At 73.5% G+C, this 18,708-nt stretch carries 16 protein-coding genes; 11 read left to right on the plus strand and 5 right to left on the minus strand.

From position 1 onward, the window contains the following. Positions 1-145: 145 nt before the first annotated feature. From WMF43_RS19555 to WMF43_RS19565, 3 genes are read left to right on the plus strand one after another with little or no spacing between them, the layout of a single operon-like run. Positions 146-1,054 (plus strand): hypothetical protein, encoded by a 909-nt coding sequence (locus WMF43_RS19555; protein ID WP_437682212.1) that lies wholly within the window; start codon positions 146-148, stop codon positions 1,052-1,054. Then, positions 1,051-2,412, plus strand: a complete 1,362-nt coding sequence (locus WMF43_RS19560; RefSeq protein ID WP_437682213.1) for a hypothetical protein — start codon at positions 1,051-1,053, stop codon at positions 2,410-2,412. The genes WMF43_RS19555 and WMF43_RS19560 overlap by 4 nt, the downstream gene beginning before the upstream one ends. Before the next feature lie 2 nt (positions 2,413-2,414). After that, positions 2,415-2,987, plus strand: a complete 573-nt coding sequence (locus tag WMF43_RS19565) for a hypothetical protein (RefSeq protein WP_437682215.1) — start codon at positions 2,415-2,417, stop codon at positions 2,985-2,987. Positions 2,988-3,005: 18 nt separating this feature from the next. Here the strand turns inward: WMF43_RS19565 and WMF43_RS19570 are convergent, their stop codons facing one another. Further along, positions 3,006-3,770 carry a hypothetical protein gene (locus WMF43_RS19570; RefSeq protein ID WP_437682216.1) on the minus strand — a complete coding sequence of 255 codons (765 nt, stop codon included), beginning with the start codon at positions 3,768-3,770 and terminating at the stop codon, positions 3,006-3,008. Positions 3,771-3,973: 203 nt separating this feature from the next. On the opposite strand from WMF43_RS19570, the gene minC reads away from it, so the two are divergent. Then, positions 3,974-4,819, plus strand: coding sequence for a septum site-determining protein MinC (gene minC, locus WMF43_RS19575; RefSeq protein ID WP_437682217.1), 846 nt, complete (start codon positions 3,974-3,976; stop codon positions 4,817-4,819). Between the two features lie 90 nt (positions 4,820-4,909). Here the strand turns inward: minC and WMF43_RS19580 are convergent, their stop codons facing one another. Beyond that, on the minus strand, positions 4,910-5,515 hold the full coding sequence (locus WMF43_RS19580) for a hypothetical protein (RefSeq protein WP_437682219.1): 606 nt from the start codon (positions 5,513-5,515) through the stop codon (positions 4,910-4,912). 236 nt (positions 5,516-5,751) lie between these two features. On the opposite strand from WMF43_RS19580, the gene WMF43_RS19585 reads away from it, so the two are divergent. Next, positions 5,752-6,948, plus strand: coding sequence for a hypothetical protein (locus WMF43_RS19585; protein WP_437682220.1), 1,197 nt, complete (start codon positions 5,752-5,754; stop codon positions 6,946-6,948). A 73-nt stretch (positions 6,949-7,021) separates the two neighbouring features. Here WMF43_RS19585 and WMF43_RS19590 read toward each other — a convergent pair whose 3' ends face one another. Together WMF43_RS19590 and WMF43_RS19595 are read right to left on the minus strand one after the other, a co-directional pair. Further along, positions 7,022-8,347, minus strand: coding sequence for a hypothetical protein (locus WMF43_RS19590; RefSeq protein WP_437682222.1), 1,326 nt, complete (start codon positions 8,345-8,347; stop codon positions 7,022-7,024). Between the two features lie 10 nt (positions 8,348-8,357). Beyond that, a complete protein-coding gene (locus tag WMF43_RS19595; RefSeq protein WP_437682224.1) occupies positions 8,358-9,722 on the minus strand; it encodes a hypothetical protein in 1,365 nt (454 codons plus the stop codon). A 270-nt stretch (positions 9,723-9,992) separates the two neighbouring features. Here WMF43_RS19595 and WMF43_RS19600 point away from each other — a divergent pair, with 270 nt between their 5' ends. Genes WMF43_RS19600 through WMF43_RS19615 form a run of 4 tightly spaced genes read left to right on the plus strand, consistent with a single transcriptional unit; the run spans position 9,993 to position 14,651 of the window. Continuing rightward, positions 9,993-10,793: an ABC transporter ATP-binding protein gene (locus WMF43_RS19600; protein ID WP_437684040.1), complete on the plus strand. Its 801-nt coding sequence runs from the start codon at positions 9,993-9,995 to the stop codon at positions 10,791-10,793. Further along, positions 10,790-12,046: an ABC transporter permease gene (locus WMF43_RS19605; protein WP_437682225.1), complete on the plus strand. Its 1,257-nt coding sequence runs from the start codon at positions 10,790-10,792 to the stop codon at positions 12,044-12,046. The genes WMF43_RS19600 and WMF43_RS19605 overlap by 4 nt, the downstream gene beginning before the upstream one ends. Beyond that, entirely contained in the window at positions 12,043-13,284 is a 1,242-nt protein-coding gene (locus WMF43_RS19610; RefSeq protein ID WP_437682227.1) for an FtsX-like permease family protein, read from the plus strand. Before WMF43_RS19605 ends, WMF43_RS19610 begins: the two co-directional genes overlap by 4 nt. Continuing rightward, positions 13,281-14,651 (plus strand): sensor histidine kinase, encoded by a 1,371-nt coding sequence (locus WMF43_RS19615; protein WP_437682228.1) that lies wholly within the window; start codon positions 13,281-13,283, stop codon positions 14,649-14,651. Before WMF43_RS19610 ends, WMF43_RS19615 begins: the two co-directional genes overlap by 4 nt. Here WMF43_RS19615 and WMF43_RS19620 read toward each other — a convergent pair. After that, positions 14,644-16,059, minus strand: a complete 1,416-nt coding sequence (locus WMF43_RS19620; RefSeq protein ID WP_437682230.1) for a sigma-54-dependent transcriptional regulator — start codon at positions 16,057-16,059, stop codon at positions 14,644-14,646. The genes WMF43_RS19615 and WMF43_RS19620 overlap by 8 nt on opposite strands. Before the next feature lie 80 nt (positions 16,060-16,139). Here WMF43_RS19620 and WMF43_RS19625 point away from each other — a divergent pair, with 80 nt between their 5' ends. Together WMF43_RS19625 and WMF43_RS19630 are read left to right on the plus strand one after the other, a co-directional pair. After that, positions 16,140-16,808, plus strand: a complete 669-nt coding sequence (locus WMF43_RS19625; protein WP_437682232.1) for a cyclase family protein — start codon at positions 16,140-16,142, stop codon at positions 16,806-16,808. Between the two features lie 397 nt (positions 16,809-17,205). After that, positions 17,206-18,126: a transposase gene (locus tag WMF43_RS19630; RefSeq protein ID WP_437682233.1), complete on the plus strand. Its 921-nt coding sequence runs from the start codon at positions 17,206-17,208 to the stop codon at positions 18,124-18,126. Positions 18,127-18,708 lie beyond the last annotated feature (582 nt).

Below are 18,708 nucleotides of genomic sequence, written 5' to 3' on the forward strand. Positions count from 1 at the left end.
GGGGCGGCGTCGTAGCACGCGGCGGGACTCGGGGGCTCGGAGGCGCGCGGACAGGCGCGGGCGCCGACGACCCTTTCGGGGAGGCCCGCCCTTTGTGGTATGGGTAGACCGGCCGGTCGCGACGATCCGGCTCCTGCGACGGACCATGGCCGAACCTCCCCGCGACTCCGGCATCCAGGGCATCTTCGCGCGGCCCTACATCGATCTCGAGCCGTACCTCGATCTCGCCCCGCTCGGCGAGATCCACGAGGAGATCTGCCTCGGGCTCACGCAGGTGCCCATCGATTACACGGGCGGCAGCCACCGCGCGATGGGCATTATGCCGCCGTCGCGGCTCGGCGAGGCGCTCGCCGATTACGGCGAGGTGATCCGCGGCCTCAGCGAGGCGGAGTTCCTCACGTTCCAGCGGCTCTCGGACGACCCGTCCGCCATCGACCCGTCCGCGCGCACAGCGCTGGAGTTCGGGGAGGAGCGCGACATCCCGCTCTCGCGGCGGCAGATGCTCTGGCTCAAGTTCCGCCACGGGGTCTACTTCCCCTGGAAGGTGTATGTCGAGCTGATCCCGAACCGCACTTGGAGCGAAAAGAGCCGGAGCGAAGGCAAGGACTTCACCCGGCTCGCGCGGTCGTTCTTCCCGAAGACGATCGCCTACGTGAAGAGCCTGCCGTTCGCCTCCATCGGGCGCTGCAACATCATGGGGCTCGAGGCGAACGACCACGGCACGGTGCACCGCGACGGGGAGGGGGATCAGCCCGAGCCGGATCACTTCATCACGCTCTGCCCGGCGGGCGACAAACGCCTCTTTCTGTGGGACGAGCGGGCGCGGCGCAAGACGGTCGTCGCCGGTCGGGCCTACTGGTTCAACGATCACGACTACCACGGCGTGGAGGCGGCCCCGTTCTTCCGGTACTCGCTGCGCGTCGACGGCGTCTTCACGCCGCAGTTCCTCGAGGCGCTTCGACGTGACGCGCGTGACGCGCGGGACGGGCGCGCCGCGGGAGAGGCCGGGGACGCCGGGCCGGCGCCCCGCGGCCGCGAGGAGGCCGCCGCGTGAGCAAGCTGGACGAGCCGTTCGAGCGGGCCGATCTCGTCGACAAGCCGGGGATCCACGGCGCGCGCTGGTGGCACGAGGGCCTCGCCGAGGCGCCGAAGGACGTCTCGCGGCGGCGGGCGATCGCGATCGCGCTCGGCGCCGCGGGCGTCGCGGGGCTCGGGGTGATGTTCGCGGCGGCCGCGGACGGGTGCTCCGGGGACGATCACGAGGTCGCGCGGAAGCGGGCGCTCGATCTGCAGCGGGACTTCGGCTGGAGCTTCGGCGCCGCCGCGGAGAGCGTGACGTTCAACGGCGAGTCGACCGCGCCGTTCGACCGCGCGGCGCTCGCGCGCATGGCCACGGACCTGCGCCCGGGCGACGAGGCCCTGCGCGCCTACTACGCGCCCGCCCTGTTCGAGGCGCCGTCGGCGCAGCCGAGGCTCGTCGCCGAGGAGGACCGGACGCCGATCACGCCGCTCCGCGACGTGCTCCGGCCGATCTTCACGCCGGCGATGGACCGCGCCTACCGCAGCGGCAAGGCGCTCGCGTCGCTGCTGCTCGGCGCCGGGACGGACGGCGGCGTCCGCCGGGACATCCTGGTCGTCGTGGATCTCGACGGCCCCGAGGCGGTGGCCTTCGCCGCCGGCGCGGCGTCCGCGTGCGATCCGGTGTTCGTCTTCGACAACTGGCCGCACCCGCGCGGCGTCGTCAAATCCCACCTGACGCTCGCCGCGGCGGCCTATTATCAGCCGCTCTTCGCCCGCCCGCCCGAGCGCCGCCGCGCGCCCATGATCGTGCTCGATCGGCAGCGGCTCTCGGCCTACACGGACGACGCCACGCAGTTCGACAACCGCTATGTCGCGAAGATGCCGTCCGCCGCGGCGCTCTCGGAGCTCGGCGTCCGCCGCGTGCTCTACGTCGCGCCCACGGAGTCCGACACGCTCGAGTCTCCCGATCTCAACGAGGATTTCGTGAGCTACCAGGGCCGGATGATCAACGTGAAGATGCTGGCCGCGACCGTCTTCGCCCCCGACCTCGGGATCCCGAAGCCCGCCGGCGACACCGGCGACTGGCCCGCTTATTACTACGGCGGCACCGCCGCGTCGCACGGCTGGTTCTGGGTGGATTATCCCTGGGAGCCGCCCCCGCCGCCGCGGCCTCCGCCCGTCGAGCCGCCCGTGCAGCGGCCGGGGAAGTGGTATGTGCCCGCGCTGCGCGCGACGCCGTTCTCCAGCACGACCCTCGGCGCGCCGCGCCCGATGCCGCCGGATTTCGGGACGGTGCCTGTCGTGGTGGCGCTGGGCACCGGCGTGATCCTCGGCGCGGCGCTCAGCCGGAGCGGCTCGTGGAACCGGGCTTCGGGGGGATACGGAGGCTGATCGTGGAGCACTCGATCTTCGCGATGGAAGTGTGCGCGCGCATGGATCCCGGGAGCCATCTCCACCGCACGCTCCTCGAGTCGGTCCAGGGCCGCTGCGAGCGGATGAGCCTGAACCAGAAGTGGCACCAGTACCGCCGCGCGCAGATGGCCCTGCTCTCCAGCCTGCACCTCGTCGAGAAGGGGTGCTGGGACTACTTCGACGACGACGCCCGGGCGCGCAAGGACTTCGCCATGTGGACCGGCGGCATGACCACGGAGGAGGGCGCGCGCAGGGCGCCGTCCGGGATGCCCGACGTCTACCGCGGCCAGCCGCGGTATCTGACGTTCACGATGGCGTTCCTGCTGGTCCAGGGGTCGCCGACGGATCGCATGCTCCACACGATCTGCAACATCCCGCAGGCGCGCCTGTGGCATCGCGACGTGTTCGGCCACCTCCTCCAGAACCTCGGGCACGTGAGCTTCGCCAGCGTCGCGTCGGACGTCATCTACCTGATCCCGCGCGACGACGGCTGGGGGCTCACGCCGGAGGACCTGCTGGACCCCAAGTTCCACTACCTGCGGCCGCTCGTCTGAGCGCCCGCGGGGGCCCGCTCAGAACCACGTCTCCCAGCGCCCGCTGTCGAGCTCGGCCGCGTGCACGGTGGCGGAGATGCGGTCGCGGCCGCCCGGGAAGGGCTGTATCTGGTGGAGGCGGTAGCTGTCGATGACGAGGGCGCCGCCGGGGCTGTACCTCGCGACGAGGCTCTGGGCGGAGCGCGCCTCGTCGTCCGCGTCGTCGCGCCCGTCGTACAGCACGTCCCACAGCTTGAGGCCGCCGTCCGCGTCGGGGAGCTCCAGCATCACGACCACGGTGATCGCGCGGAGCCGCCGGGCGAGGTGGTAGTCGGAGAGGCCTTCGGTGTCGAAATGGAGGACGCCGCCCTCGCGCGCGACCTTCTCCCCGGCGGGGAAGATGTGCACGCCCGGCCCGCAGAAGCCGCGCCGGGGCTGCGCGGGCGCGCCGGTGATCGCGGCGACGAGCTCGCGCATGCGGCGCTGGAGGCCGGGGAGGTAACGCTCCACGCGCGCGTCGGAGGCGGCCGCGTCGGCGAAATAACGCCGGGAGAGCCCCTGCTCCAGGTGCGTGTAGAAGGCGCGCCCGAGCGAGAACTGCTCGCCTCCGAAGTCGGGGGTCCACTCGGCGCGGGCGGCGTAGACCCCGGCGACGAGCGCCACGCGCTCCGCCTCGGAGAAGACGCGCGGCACCTCGAGGGCGAAGTGGCGGCGGAGGTGCGCGATCGGCGGGGCGGGGGAGGGCGCGGCCGGGGCGAGGCGCGGATCGATCCGCCGTACGGAGGCGCGGCGCGCTGTGGGCATGATCAAACGACCGTTACCATCGCCCGGGGCGCCCAGCCAACGGGGGACGAGCGGGCCCGCCGGCGCTTCCGGCGCCTCGGGTGCCTCGGGCGATGTCGCGCCGGGAGAGACAGCCGGAGAGACAGCCGGTTTTTCCGGCGCGCGCGTCGGGATCCGGGGTACGATGCCGCCGCGGGATCACCTCTTTGGAAGCGAGGACAGCGATGGTGTCGGGCAGGCGAGGCGAGAAGCGGCAAGAGCAGCAGGCGTTTGCGCTCAAGGGCACGATGCCCGCCCTCACGATGATCTGTTTGCGGACCTCGGACGTGGGGGCCATCGAGCGCCAGCTCGCGGACCACATCTCGCAGATGCCGCACTTCTTCCTGCACCTGCCGATCCTGCTCGACCTCGACGCGCTGGGCGACGAGCCCGTCGACCTCGGCGCCGTCGCCGGGCTGCTGAGGAAGCACAACCTCGTGCCCATCGCCGTGCGCAACCCGACCGACGCCCAGCGGGAGCGGGCCGTCGCCGCCGGCCTCGGCGTCCTGCGGGCGCCACACGCGCGCGGGCCGCGCCAGCCGGCGCCGTCCGAGGGGAACACGCCCACGCCGGGGCCCGTCGCGGTGGGGCCGGCGGCGACGGGGCCGGCGGCGACGGGGCCGGCGGCGGAGCGCGGCGCGGCCGGGCCCGCCCGGCGCCCGAGGGACGCCGCGCCCCCGCCGGACGCGGCCGGCGAGCCGCCGCCGGCGGGGCTCACCGTGCGGCAGCCGGTGCGCAGCGGGCAGGTCGTCTACGTGCCCCACGGCGACCTCGTGGTCCTCTCGCCGGTCAGCTCGGGCGCGGAGCTCATCGCGGACGGCAACATCCACGTCTACGCGCCGCTCCGCGGCCGCGCCATGGCGGGCGCGCACCACAACGCGGACGCGAGCATCTTCTGCATGAGCCTCGAGGCGGAGTTCGTCTCCATCGCCGGCCGTTACCTCATGGCCGACGAGATCCCGGACGAGCACCGCGGCAAGCCCGCGCGCATCTCCGTGCAGAACGAAGGGCTCGTGGTCACGCGGCTGTGAGGCGCGGGTGGGCGTGCCGCCGGCGCGCCGGCGGAGGACGCCCGCGCCCCACGCGCCGAGCCGCGCGCGGGCGGGCCTCTGGCCGGAGGGTCAACGGCACACGAACTGCGCCTCGCCGCGGCTCTTGCAGGCCTGTTCGCAGCTGACCTTGGCGCAGCCGCACCGGCGCAGCGCGCCGCGATCGGGGGCGCGTTCGGAGCACTCCTGGCTGCGGCTCTGGCACTCGGCCTCGCAGATCGCGACCTCCGCGGCGCCTGGCGCGCAGTCCACGCCGGCCGGCTGAACCGTGGAGTCTGCGGGGCTGCAGAGCTCGATAGATGCGACGTTCTCGAGGAGCGGAATGCGCCCGCCGGTCAGACACTGCGCCTCCGGCTCGCAGACGTGATCCCTGAGCGACGCGAGCACGCGGACTCGCCGGCCGCGCAGCGCGCGCCAGTCCGGGCCGAGCACGCGCTCGGCGTCCTCTCGCGACATCAGCCTTCCGGCGATCATGGGCTGCTCGCCTTTCGTCAGCTCCAGGGTGCCCACCCAGCGCTCGCGCTGGATGCCGTCGTCAGGCGACCCGCGCTCCGCCGGCGGGGCCCCATGCGGCGTGCCGCCTGGCGCTGCGCTCGCCGGCGGCGCCGGCACGGCGGGCGCGGCCGGCGGGGGCGCAGGCACCGGCGCGGTCGCCGGCGGGCTCGCCGCGCAGCTCATCGTGAAGGCGCAAAAGCCGCCAGCCAGCGCGCCGGCGCGGCGCCGCCGGCGAGCGCCCGATGCGCCGGCATCGACCCGTGATGCTCTGTTCACAACCATGGTTGTATTACCGTCTTGTGCCACTGTCTGGACCCACGGTCCAGCGCCAAGCTCCGGCAGGTGACCCGGAGAGGGCGCGATCCAACGATGCGTTCGCCGCGATCGAGCTCGCGCCGGGGTTGTGGTAACTTCGCCGCATGACCAGCGCGAGCGTGACGCTGATAGCCCCCGTCGCGACGTCGCGCCCCGGCGCCCTCCGGGGGCGACTCATCGAGTTCCTGCTGGTCGGGGGCGCGACGCTCGTCCTCTTTCCCCTCGTCTGGATCCTCCGCCGGAGCGTCGGGCTCGACGCGTCGGAGCTCGCGCTCGGCTTCTTGACGTTCCACGCGGCGTCCGTGATCAACGACCCGCACTTCGCGGTGACGTACCTCCTGTTCTACAAGGACGCGAGGCGCCGCGCCCTGGGCGGCGTGTTCGCCCCGATGCAGCGGATACGCTACGTCGTCGCCGGGTTCCTGGTGCCGCTCGCGCTCCTCGCGTGGGCGGTCGCGGCGCTGGCGACGGGCTCCGCGCGGACCATGGGCCTCATGATCCAGCTCATGTTCCTCCTCGTGGGCTGGCATTACGTGAAGCAGGGCTTCGGCGTGCTGACGGTGCTCTCGGCGCGGCGCGGGTTCCGCTTCACCCCGCTGGAGCGCAGGGTCGTCCTCGGGCACTGCTTCGCGGCCTGGGCCTATGCGTGGGCGAGCCCGGCCGATCCGGGCAGGGAGCTCGAGGAGAAAGGCGTGGTGTACACGTCGCTCGCGCACCCGCCGGCGCTCGAGCCCGTCACCCAGGTGATCTTCGGGGTGAGCGCGCTCGCGCTGCTCTGGGCGCTCGCGCAGCGGTGGCGGAGGGAGCGGCGGCTGCCGCCCCTGGCGCCGCTCGCCGGGTTCTTGATCACCGTCTGGCTCTGGACGGTCTACTCGAGCCTCGACCGGCTCATGATGTACCTCATCCCCGCGCTGCACTCCGTCCAGTATCTGTATTTCGTCTGGCTCTTGAAGCGGAACGAGGCGCGCGAGGCCGAGGGGCCGCCGTCATTCGGGACGCCGACCGGGGTGCGGCTGGCGGTGCTGGCGGCCTCGGCCGTCGGGCTCGGGTGGGTCGTGTTCCGCGGCGGGCCCGCGCTCCTCGACGGAGCGCTCGTGATGAGCGCGAGCGACGGTGAAGCGATGGCAGGCCTCGGCGAGACACCGTATTTCGCCGCGGTCTACGTGTTCGTGAACATCCATCATTACTTCATGGATCACGTGATCTGGCGCCGGGAGAACCCGGCCACGGGCTATCTGCTGCACACAGGCGAACGAGACGAGGAGTCAGGCGGCGGGAGGCAGGCGGCGGTCGAGGGCTGAAGAACGCCCGTCCCCGCCAGGTTCTTCGCGGCTTGGCCGCCCGGGCGCGCGCGCCCGCGTTCGCCGCCCGCCGTCACGGGACCTTGGGCCCTTTGACCAGCGCCCCCGTGGCCGGCCCGCCGGCCCACGCGAGCGTCCAGTAGACGTTCGTCCCGTCGACGGCGATGCCCCACGGAAAGCTGAGGTAACGCGCCAGCGTCTCGAGGTCGCTCCCGTCGAGCCGCGCGCTCTGCACCTGGCCATCGATCTCCCGGGCCGTCGTCCAGTAGACCCGCGTGTCGTCGAACGCGAGCTCCGCCGGGGTCTGCGGCAGATCCGAGACGACCCTGCGCACGGGGGCCCCGGGGGAGAAGGTGGCGATCCCCTGGCGCTCGGTGAACCAGAAGGCACCGCCGTGGGCGCGGAGCGCGCGCGGCCCGTCGAGCTTGTCGTGGAGCCTCTCCGGCGCGCTCGACGCGGTCGCGTCGCGGGCGACCCGGTAGAGGGCGCCGCGGGCCTCTCCGGTCCCGGCAGCGGTCACGTAGACGTGGCCTTCGTCGAGCGCGATCCCGCTGGCGAAGCCCGGGACGACGGCGAGCTTCACCCTCGTCGGCTCCGCGCCGGGGTCGAGCGGGGCCGCGAACAGCGCGCCATCCTCGAACGCGGGCGGCGTCCCCACCTCGATCCAGTAGAGCGTGCCCTGATCCACCGCGAGCCCCGCGACGCCGCGCGCACCCGGCGCCAGCTCGGTCGGCTCGCCGCCGGCCTTGGGGACGGCCGCGATGCCCCCGTCGTGCGCGAAGTACACCGCCGCCTCGTCGAGCGCGACGTAGCCGGGGCGCGCCAGATCGGCCGCCAGCACCGCCGCGGGTCCGCCGCCGGGATCGAGCCTTATGATGCTGCCGTTCGCCCTGTCGTTCGCACCCTGGTTCGACCAGTAGAGCCCGGACGTGTCCACCTCGAGGAACGTCGGCACCGGGAGCGCCTCGGCGAGCACGGCGGCGTCGCAGGTGCCGTTCCAGCACGCCGCGGCGCAGACCACGCCGCAGGCGCCGCAATGCCGCGCGTCGTCCAGCGTGCGCGCCTCGCAGCCGCTCTCCGCCGCGCCGTCGCAGTCGGCCCGGCCGGCGTCACACGCGAGGACACACGCACCCGCCGCGCACAGCGCCGTCGCGCCGTCGCCGCCCGCGCAGCGCGCGCCGCACGCGCCGCAGTTGTCGGCGCTCGTCAGCAGCGCGGCCTCGCATCCGTTCTCGCGGTCGCCGTCGCAGTCGGCGAAGCCTTCGGGGCAGAGCTCCTCGGGCGGCGTCGCGACCCAGGGCGGCGCCGCGCCCCCGGGCGGCGCCTCGACGGAGGAAGGCGACGAGCAGGCGGCGAGCGCGAGCGCGCCGAGCAGTCCACGAAGGTGTCTTGATCGCATCGGCCTCTCCTCAGGGGTTCGGGTGCACGACGGGCACGAACGCCACGCACATCTCGTCGAGCGTCTCCTCGCCGAGGCGGATGTCCTGGGGCGCGGGCAGGCGCTCCTCGACGAGCTGCGCGGCCATCGCGGGGTTGTTCGTGGTGTTGTTGTACGTGCAGCGCAGCTCGATCTCGTCGCCCGAGCGCAGCCTGGGCAGGTCGTCGATCGGCGCGTCGTAGCTGTAGACCCGCTGCCAGTTGTAGTCGTAGGCAGGCGTCTGGAGGAGGCAGGTGCGGTCGCCCTCGCCGCCCGCGTGCAGCTGCTCGACCTTCATGTCGACGCCGGCGCGGTGCATGTGGACGCCGGCGCCGTAGATCGACACCTCGGGGATCGGGAGATCGACGGCGAACCGCATGCGCTCCACGTGCCCCTCGGCGCCGGCCGGGATCCGGAACTCGGCGCTCCCGCGATCGCCCGGGCCGGGCAGGAGCCCGTTCCCGTCCGGGAACGGCCCCTCGGCGTTGCCGAACGGCAGGTTCAGGAGGGCGCGGCCCGGCTTCGCGTCGGCGAGGCGGAGCGCAACCCGGGTCGCCTCGGGCGAGGGCGGCTTGCCGGGCTTCGGGTGGTAGTGCACCTGCATCACGAGCAGCGCGTTCGCCGGCACCGCGATGCCGACGCCGGGCGGCAGCTCGAACGCCTGCGCGCCGGGCGCCCACGCGCCGAGCAACGACGTCTCGGAGAGGCGCGCGTCGCCGAAGCACTCGTAGCTGCCGCTCTCGCCGCCGAGCGCCTCGCTCTCGCGGTTCGCGTCGATGAAGATCAGCGCGTGGTGCACCACCTCGCGGTCGCCCGGCAGCACGTCGTAGCCCTGGACCCACGTCGGCTCGGCGAGCTCTGGGTCGAGGACGAAGCAGCGGAAGCTGTCGGCGCCCTGCGCCGCCGCGAACGGCGCCCGGGGCGCGAGCTCGATGTCCGTGCGCGACAGGCCCTGGGCGGCGGGCGCGTACGGGGCCGGGGCGTCCGCGGGATCTCCCTCGGGCGCGCCGGCGTCGCTCCAGGCGCGGAGCAGGGCGATCTCGTCGAGGGAGAGGTGCAGGTCGCCCCGGAGCGGGCGAGGGGGCTCGCACTCGTCGGTCGGGAGGGCGCTCCACGGCGGCATCCGCCGCGCCTCGGTCTCCGCGGCGATGAGCGGCGCGAGCGCCCGGGCGTTCTCGTACGAGGACAGGCTCACCGGCGCGCTGCCGCCTTGCGCGTGGCAGCTCAGGCAGCTCTTCTGGAGCAGCGGTGCGACGTCCTTGCGGAACGTCGGGGCGCTCGAGGTCGACGTCGGCTCGGGCGCGCACCCGGACGCGAGCGCCGCGGCGAGGGAGAGAGAGAAGAAGTGGTTTCGCATGCGCGGCGACAGAGCAGGCGGCGTGCCCGGCAGGATCGGCGCTCTCGCCCGGGATCCACGCGCGCCCGTGCGTCCGCGTCCGGACAGGTGTCCGCGGGAGCGGCGGACACGTGTCGCTCCCGGGGCCGCGTCGCGCCGATTTCCTGCGGGTGCGACCCTTGCTAACGCACTAGCGCGCTCACGCGAACGAGCGGACGCCTTGAACGCCTTGCGGACGCCGGTGAACCCTGTGCTGGAGAGGAGGCGCGCTCGGCGCGCGGCGTGACGGCCATGATCCGGATGACGAACGTCACGAAGGTCTACCGGCGCGGCCTGCTCGAGACCCACGCGCTCTCCGGGTTCACGCTGCACGTCGCGCGCGGCGAGTTCCTCAGCGTGATGGGGCCCTCCGGGTCCGGAAAGACGACGTTCCTGAACGTCGCCGGGCTGCTCGACCCGTTCGACGGGGGCGAGTACCTGCTCGACGGCGAGCCGATGCAGGGGCTCTCGGACGCGCGCGCGAGCGCGATCCGGAACCGGAAGATCGGCTTCGTGTTCCAGAGCTTCCAGCTCATCGCCGACCTCGACGTGTTCGACAACGTGGAGGTGCCGCTGCGGGTCCGCGGCCTGGGCGCGCGCGCGCGGCGCGAGCGCGTGGAGCGCGCGCTCGCGGACGTGGGCCTGAGCGCGCGGCTCCGCCACCTGCCCGGCGAGCTCTCGGGCGGGCAGCAGCAGCGCGTGGCGATCGCCCGCGCGCTGGTCGGCGAACCCGCGCTGCTCCTCGCCGACGAGCCCACCGGCAACCTCGACTCGCGCTCGGCGCGGCAGATCCTGGACCTGCTCGAGCGCATCCACGCCGGCGGCACGACGATCATCATGACGACGCACGACCCGGAGCTCGCTGCGCGGGCGCGCCGCAAGGTGCACGTGCTCGACGGAAAGCTCATCGATCCCTGGGCCTTCGCCGCGCCCGCCGCGCCGCACGCAACCGCGCCCGCGCCCGCATCGCTCATGACGGCCGCAGCGCCGCCTGCGCCCGCGCCAGCGGCGCCCGCCGCGGCCGCGGACACGGCCGCGAAGGGGCGCCCGTGACGCTCGGCGACGCGCTCCGGCTGGCCCTCAGGAGCCTCGGCCGGCAGCCCGGTCATACGGCGATCATGCTGCTCGCGTTCACGCTCGGCCTCGCGGCGTGGACGGCGGCGCGCGCCGTCCTCCGCGGGCGCGCGTCCGATCCGTTCGCCTCCTCGCGCGGCGTCTACTTCGTCTCCATCCGGCGCGAGGGCGGCGCGTTCCTCGAGCCGAGCGCGATCGATACCCCGAGCCTGCGCGACCGCGTCCTCCTCGGGAGCTCCCACCCCTCGCGCGCGTCGGACCTGTTCGCCGCCTTGACCGCCGGGAGCGCCGACGGTGGACCGCTCATTCCAGTCCAGGTGGTTTTTTGCACGCGCGAGCTGTTCGGCATGATGGGGGCTCCGGTCCAGAGCGGGGCCCTCTGGTCGCGGGCGGAGGGCGCCGGCGAGGCGCGCCCGGTCGTGCTCTCCGCGGGGGCCGAGCGCGCGTTGTTCGCCGGTGAGAGCGGCCTCGGGCGGACGCTGCGCCTGTTCGGCGAGCCCTTCCGGGTTGCCGGCGTGGTCGCGGTGCCGGCCGCTCCCGGCGCGCGCGCCCCGCGCCAGGCGCTGGTCTTCGCGCCGAGCGCGGTCGGCGTCGCGCTCGGCGTGAGGCCGCTGCTGTTCCGCGAGCACGAGGACCCGGGCGGGAGCTTCGAGGCGTTCGCGGCGTCCGACAACGGCTGGCTGGAGCTGCTCGTCGAGCTCCGCGACGAGCCCCGCCGGGCCGCGTTCCAGGCCGAGCTCGACGCGCACGTGGACCGCGAGCGGGCGCGCGGCCGCCGCGTGCTCGGGGCCGAGCTCGTGCCGCGCGAGCGCATGCACGCGCTCCGCGCAGACGACCCCGGCGCCACGATCTTCGCGCTGCTCGCGGACGTGCTCCTCGGGGCCTGCACGCTCAACGTCGCGCGGCTGCTCGAGGGCAAGTTCCGCGCGAGGCGCGCCGAGATAGCGGTCTACCGCGCGTTCGGCGCCAGCGCCCGCGGCGTCTTCCTCGAGCTGCTCCTCGAGGCCGCGCTCGTGGCGATCGCCGGCGCCGCGCTCGCGCTCGGCGTGGCCGCGGCGACGCTCGCGGTCGTCAACCGCGTGATCCTCGTCCGGCCGATCGACTACCACCTGAACGCGCGCTCCTCCGCGGCGGGGCTCGCGGCCGCGCTCGCCGCGGGGCTGGCCGCCGGCGTCTACCCGGCCTTCCGCGCGGCGAAGCGGCCGCCGGCCGAGGGGCTCGGGCGATCGTGATCGGCCCCCTCGTCCGGGCGCTCGCCCGCCAGAAGACGCCCGCGCTCCTGACGGTGCTCGAGACCGCCTTCGGCTTCGCCGTGGCCGTGTACGCCTCGGGGCTCGCCGTCCACTACACGCGCGTCGCGTCGGTGCCGCGGGGCATCGACACGCGGGCGCTGCTCCTCGCCGCCACCGAGCGCGACGGCCCGAGCTTCACGTCCCGCGACGAGCGCGACACCTGCGTCCGCCGCGACCTCGACGCCCTCGCGCGGGTTCCCGGCGTCGGCGCCGCCGCCGAGGCGACGTCGGCGCCGTACAACCTCACCCACCGGGAGGTCGTGGAGACGACGGCCCCGGGCGGCCCGCGCGCGATCGCCTGGGTGCTCGACGACCGCGGGGGCGTCGCCTCGATCCTCGGCCTGACCCCGCGCGAGGGGCGCCTGCTCGCGCGCGGGGACGCCGCGGCCGAGGCGGCGACGCCGGCCGTGGTCACGGAGGCGCTCGCGGCGCGCCTCTTCCCGGACGGCCGCGCGGTCGGGCAGATCGTGCGCCGGAGCGCCCGGCAGAAGCCGCTCGCGATCGTCGGCGTCGTGCCCTCGTTCCGCGCCTCCCTGGGGATCGATCCCGACGCCGAGAGCGTCCTCTTTGCGGCCGATGGGCCGCCGCTCGGCCGCTCGTTGAGCTACGTGATCCGGCTCGACCCGGCCGGCTCGACCGCCGGCGCGGGCGGACCCGCCGGCGCGGCCATCGACGGCGACGCGGCGCTGGCGAGCGAGGTGCGCGAGGCGATCGAGCGCGCCGACCCGCGCCGCGTCGTGCTCGTCCGCAAGCTCGACGAGGGCGCCGAGCTCGACACCCACACGAGCCGCGGCGCGGGCGGCCTCGCCTTCACGCTGATCGGGATGATGCTCGTCGTCGTCTTCCTGGGGCGCATCGGCATGGCCTCGCTGCTCGTGGCCGAGCGCCGGAAGGCCGTCGGCATCCGCCGGGCCCTGGGCGCGACGCGCGCCGACGTCGCGCGCCTCCTGCTCGTCGAGAACGCGCTGCTCACGACGGCCGGCCTCGCCGCCGGCGCGGTCGCGCTCGCGGCGCTCCGGGCCGCGGCGCGCGCCGCCGCGCCCGCCCTCGACGTGCCCCTCGATCCGCTCCGGAGCGGCCTGGTCGCCGCGGCGATCTGGCTCGCCGGCATGGCGGCGGCGCTCCTGCCCGCGCTGCGCGCGAGCGCCGTGTCTCCGGCCGAGGCGTCGCGCTCATGAGCGCGCTCCGGGTGCCGCTCCGGGTCCGCCACGCCCTCGTCGTGGTCCTCAGCGCGGCCGCCGCCTGCGCCGGGAGCCTCGCGGCGGCGCGCGCCGAGGTGTCCCTGCCCGGGTGCGCCCTCGCCGGGCTCGGGCTCGCCCTGGCCGTCGGCGCGGTCGCGTCCCGCCTCCTGCTCGGCCGCGCGCTCGGCCTGCTGCGCGCGGTCGCGGACGGCCTGGCGAGCTTCGCGGAGTCCGACTACACGCTGCGCGTCCGGCGCGACCGCCGGGACGAGCTCGGGGATCTCGTCGAGCGCCACAACCGCCTCGGCGACGCGCTGCGCGCGCAGCGCGACGATCTCTACCAGCGGGAGCTGCTGCTCGAGACGGCGCTCGACGCGGCGCCCGTGGCGATGGTGCTCCACACCGAGGCGGGCCGGATCGTGCTCGACAACGGGGCCGCGCGCGCCTTCTTCGCCGCGGGCGAGCGCCTCGGCGGGCGGGCGCTCGGCGAGCTGCTCGCGGGCGAGCCGGAGGAGCTCCGCGCCGCGATCACGTCGGGGAGCGACGCGCTCGTGTCCGTGGAGCGCCGGGGAGAGCTCGAGACGCTGTACGTCGCCCGCCGCGCGTTCCGCCTGAACACCCAGGCGCACGTGCTGGTGTCGGTCCGGCCGCTCACGCGCGAGATCGCGCGCAAGGAGGCGGAGCTCTACCGGAATGCGATCCGGATGATCAGCCACGAGCTCAACAACTCGCTCGCGCCCATCTCGTCGCTGATCCACTCGGGCCGGCTGCTGCTCGACCGCCCGGAGCAGCGGGAGCGCCTCGGCGTCGTCTTCGACACGATCGAGGAGCGGAGCGCGCACCTCGTGCGCTTCCTGGCCGCGTACGCCGATCTGGCGCGCCTCCCGCCGCCGGCCCTCGAGCGCGTGGCGTGGCGCCCGTTCCTCGAGCGGCTGCGCGGGCTCGCGCCCTTCGCGCTGCGCGAGGCGCCGGCCGAGGCTGGGATCTTCGATCCCGCGCAGATCCAGCAGCTGCTCCTGAACCTGCTCAAGAACGCGGCCGAGGCCGGGAGCGCGCCGGACCAGATCGAGGTCGCGGCGCGGCGCCTGCCGACCGGCGAGCTCGCGCTCACGGTGGCCGATCGCGGCTGCGGGCTCCCGGACGAGGCGCTGGGGAAGGCGCTCTTGCCGTTCTACTCGACCAAGGCGCAGGGGCGCGGCCTCGGGCTCGCGCTCTGCCGCGAGATCGCGACCGCGCACGGCGGCGCGCTCGCGCTGCGGCGTCGCGAAGGGGGAGGGGTCGAGGTGGAGTGCCGGCTGCCGGCGGCGACGGGGGTGACGCCGGCGACGGGAGCGACGCCGGCGACGGATGCAGGCGCTACTTGAGCTTGCGCTCGATCTGGATCCCGAGCCGGTCCATGCGCCGGTAAAGGCCCTGCCGGCTCAGGCCGAGCGACGCCGCGGCCTTGGCGACCACGCCCCGCGCCTCGACGAGCGCGCGCTCGATCTCGGCGCGCTCGGTGGAGGGGGCGGCGAACGGGGCGCCCGCGGCGGCGCCCGGCGGGGCGCTCGGCGCCGGCGGGAGCCGCGCGGCCGCGTCGAGGCCGAGGTCCTGAGGCTCGATTGCCTCGCCCTTGCGCACCAGCGCCGCGCGCGTGAGCCGGTTCTCGAGCTCGCGGACGTTGCCGGGCCAGTCGTGCTCGACGAGCGCATCACGCGCGCGCTGGCTGAGCACCACCCGCCCGCCCGCGGCCGCCGCCCCCGCGAGACGATCGAGCAGGTGGAGGGCGATCGGCACGATGTCCTCGGGCCGGTCGCGCAGCGCGGGCAGCGCGAGCTCGATCACGTTGAGCCTGAAGTAGAGGTCCTCGCGGAAGGCGCCCTCGGCGATGGCGCGCGGGAGGTCGCGGTTCGTCGCGCTCAGCACGCGCACGTCGGCCTTCCGGGTGACGCTGCTGCCGAGGCGCTGGTACTCGCCCGTCTGCAGGACGCGCAGCAGCTTCGCCTGGCCGCTGAGCGAGAGCGTGGCGATCTCGTCGAGGAACAGGGTGCCGCCGTCGGCCTCCTCGAAGCGTCCGACGCGCAGGCGCGCGGCGCCGGTGAACGCGCCAGCCTCGGCGCCGAACAGCTCGGCCTCGACGAGCTCGTCGGGGAGGGCCCCGGCGTTCACCTTGACGAACGGCCGGTCCCGCCGCCGGGAGTTCGCCTGGACGATGCTGGCGAGGCGCTCCTTGCCGGTCCCGTTCGGCCCGGTGATGAGGACGGGCACGTCCGCGGGCGCGACCTTGACCGCGAGGCCGACGATCTCGTGCATCGCGTCGCTCGCGTACACGAGCCCGGCGAGGTCGTAGCGCTCGGCGAGCTTGTGCTGCGCGCGGCCGCGCTGGGCCACGAGGCGCGCGTTCTCCTGCTCGAGCGACCGAAGCCGCGCGAGGTTGCTGACGGTGGCGACGAGCTTGCGGTCGTCCCAGGGCTTCGGCACGTAGTCGCTCGCGCCGGCCTTGATCAGGCCGACGGCGCCCTCGATCGACGTGAATGCGGTCATGGCCACGACGGGCAGGTCGGGATCGATGGCCTTGATCCGGCGGAGGAGGTCCATCCCTTCTTCGCCGGAGGTGGCGCTCTGCCGGAAGTTCATGTCCTGGACCACCGCGCCGAGCTCGTCGCCGAGCACCGCCGCGATCGCCTCGTCCGGCGTGGCGGCGACGCGGACCTCCAGGCCGTGCAGCTCGAAGAGCGTGGTCAGCGCGACACAGACGGCGGGCTGATCGTCGATGACGAGGATCTTCGGCACCCGCGGAGGATACCCTGTCCGCGACCGCCAACCCGGGTCGCCGAGCGCGCGCCGGGCGGCGCGAACCCGAGGAGCGGACCGTGACCACCCCGACCCAGAGAATCGTCGACCTGAGCCACACCATCGAGCACGGCATGATCACGTACAAGGGGGTGCCGGCCCCCGTCCTCTGCGATTTCCTGTCCCGGGAACAGTCGCGCGGGGTCTACGCCGAAGGCGTCGAGTTCCACATCGGTCGCATCGATATGGTCGCGAACACGGGCACTTACGTGGACAGCCCGTTCCACCGGTATCCCGACGGCAAGGACCTGGCGGACCTGCCGCTCGAGTCGCTCGCCGGGCTGGAGAGCGTGGTCGTGGAGGCGCGGGGGCGGTCCGAGCGGGCGATCGGGCCGGGCGCGTTCGCCGGGGTCGACGTGGCCGGCAAGGCGGTGCTTGTGCGTACGGGATGGAGCGAGCACTGGCGCACGGAGAGGTATTTTGAGGGGCACCCGTTCCTCACGCGGGACGCGGCGCGGCTGCTGGCCAGCGCGGGGGCGGCGTTCGTGGGCGTCGACACGTACAACATCGATGATACGGGGGATCCGGCGCGGCCGGTGCACTCCATCTTGCTGCGCGAGGGGATCCCGATCTGCGAGCATATGACGGGGCTGGAGCAGCTTCCTGACGCGGGGGGCCGGTTGTTCGCGGTTCCGGCGAAGGTCCGCGCGATGGGGACGTTTCCGGTCCGGGCGTTCGCGATCCTGTGACCGCGGACCCCGTGGACCCGTGGACCCGTGGACCCGACCCAGGTTGAGCCGTGGACCCGACCCAGGTTGAGGAAGCAGCCGGAGCGAGCAGCAAGCTGACCCAGGTTGAGGAAGCCGGAGCGAGCCGACCCAGGTTGAGGTAGCCAGGTAGCCGGTTGAGGTAGCCGAGGTAGCCCAGGTTGAGGCAGCCACAGGTTGAGGTAGCCAGATAGCCGCAAGTTGAGGTAGCCGCAGATTGGGGAAGCGGAAGCCGAGGTGGGCATAGCCGGGATTGGCCGGACCCGGGTCGCACGTGGCGGCCGCCTGGCGGAAAAGGCAACCGCCACCCAAGCAGCAGGGAAAATCATTGAAATGACCGGGAACAGCGTTCGGCACGATATTTGTCAAAGGCAGCGGCATGAGTCAGCCCCGCGAGATTGTTGCCGGCGCCACCTACATGATCACCCGTCGCGTACTTCGTCGGCACCTCCTCCTCCGTCCCGACGCCGCCATCACCCAGTTCCTGGTTTACACCCTCGCGGTCTCCGCTCGCCGCTACGGCCTTCAGGTCCATGCGTTCTGCGCGATGTCAACGCATCTGCACCTAATCGTGACCGATGTGAACGGCGTACTGCCAGGATTTTTGCAGTTCTTTCATCGTACTGTCGCGCTGGGCACGAAGGTGCTCCGCAAGTGGGAAGGGTCGGTATGGGACCACGAAAAAACCAGTGTGGTAAGGCTTCTGACGCGCGCAGCGGTGGTGGAGAAGATCGCCTATGTCCTCGCAAACCCTGTGGCTGCAGGCCTCGTCTGGCATGCGCGTGAGTGGCCTGGTGCCAAGGTGGACGTGAGCGAGATCGGCCGCGGCGTGCTGCACGCGGCCCGTCCCTCGGCATATCTCAATCCTGCAAACCCACAGTGGCCGGCGGAGGTGACGCTTCCGCTCGCGCTGCCGCCCACCATCGGAGAGGACGGCGCAGAGGGCTTTCGCCGGGCGGTCGCCGCGGAGCTCGATCGGCACGAAGCGCAAGCTCACGCGGAAGTGAGGCGGCAGGGGATCCGCTGCCTGGGTGCTGAGCGAGCCGGCAAGGTCTCCCCCTACGAGCGTGCCACCAGCTTCGAGACGTTACGGGATCGCAATCCGACATTTGCGGTCGGTCGTGAGCAGGGCGATGCGTGGCGGGTCGCTGCTGCCGCTGTGCGCGCGTTTCGTGCCTCGTACCGCGTGGCGCTCAAACGATGGTGCGAAGGTGTACGTAGCGCTGTGTTCCCGACGGGAACGTGGTGGATGCGTACGTTCCACGGCGCCAGCGTGAGCGACGTCGTACTCACGGTGTAGGTACTGCACATATGCGCTAAAGCGAAGCGGTCAAGTCCTGGCGATTAGGGAGCAATGCATCGCCGTGAGATGGAGAACTCCATCTATAGAGAGCAAGATGGTTATAAGCTCCATGGGTGGTGCTGAAGGTGAATATCCGTTTGCCATGCCATATCGGGCTGACGCGGGACGGCGTCAGAGGCAGGTGCGGTGCACTCGTTAGCAGCTCTTCCGCGCCTCAGCTTTGCAACGCATTAATTGCGCCTCGGACGGCCCTAAAGCCGAGTCACGATGGCTTAGCCCGGGTCAGCCCCGGGTAAGCTAGGCTTCGACTCTCAAACGGCTGTTGACCTTCAACTCGGGTCTGCCGCCCTGCCGCCCTGGCACAACCCGGCTCGGCCCCCCGCGGGTCGGCCCGTGCAACCCAACCCGGCCCGTGCAACCCAACCCGGGTCGCGGCCCGGCCTCCGCGGGGTCGGCCCGACCTCAACCCGAGTCGGGTCGGCCGCCCGGGTCGCGGTCGGCCCGGCCCGGCCCGGCCTCAACCTGGGTCGGGTCCGGGTCGCGGGTCGGGTCCGGGTCGGCCCCAACCTGGGTCGGTCC

The sequence above is a fragment of the Sorangium sp. So ce131 genome, from assembly GCF_051519095.1.
Taxonomy (GTDB): domain Bacteria; phylum Myxococcota_A; class Polyangia; order Polyangiales; family Polyangiaceae; genus Sorangium.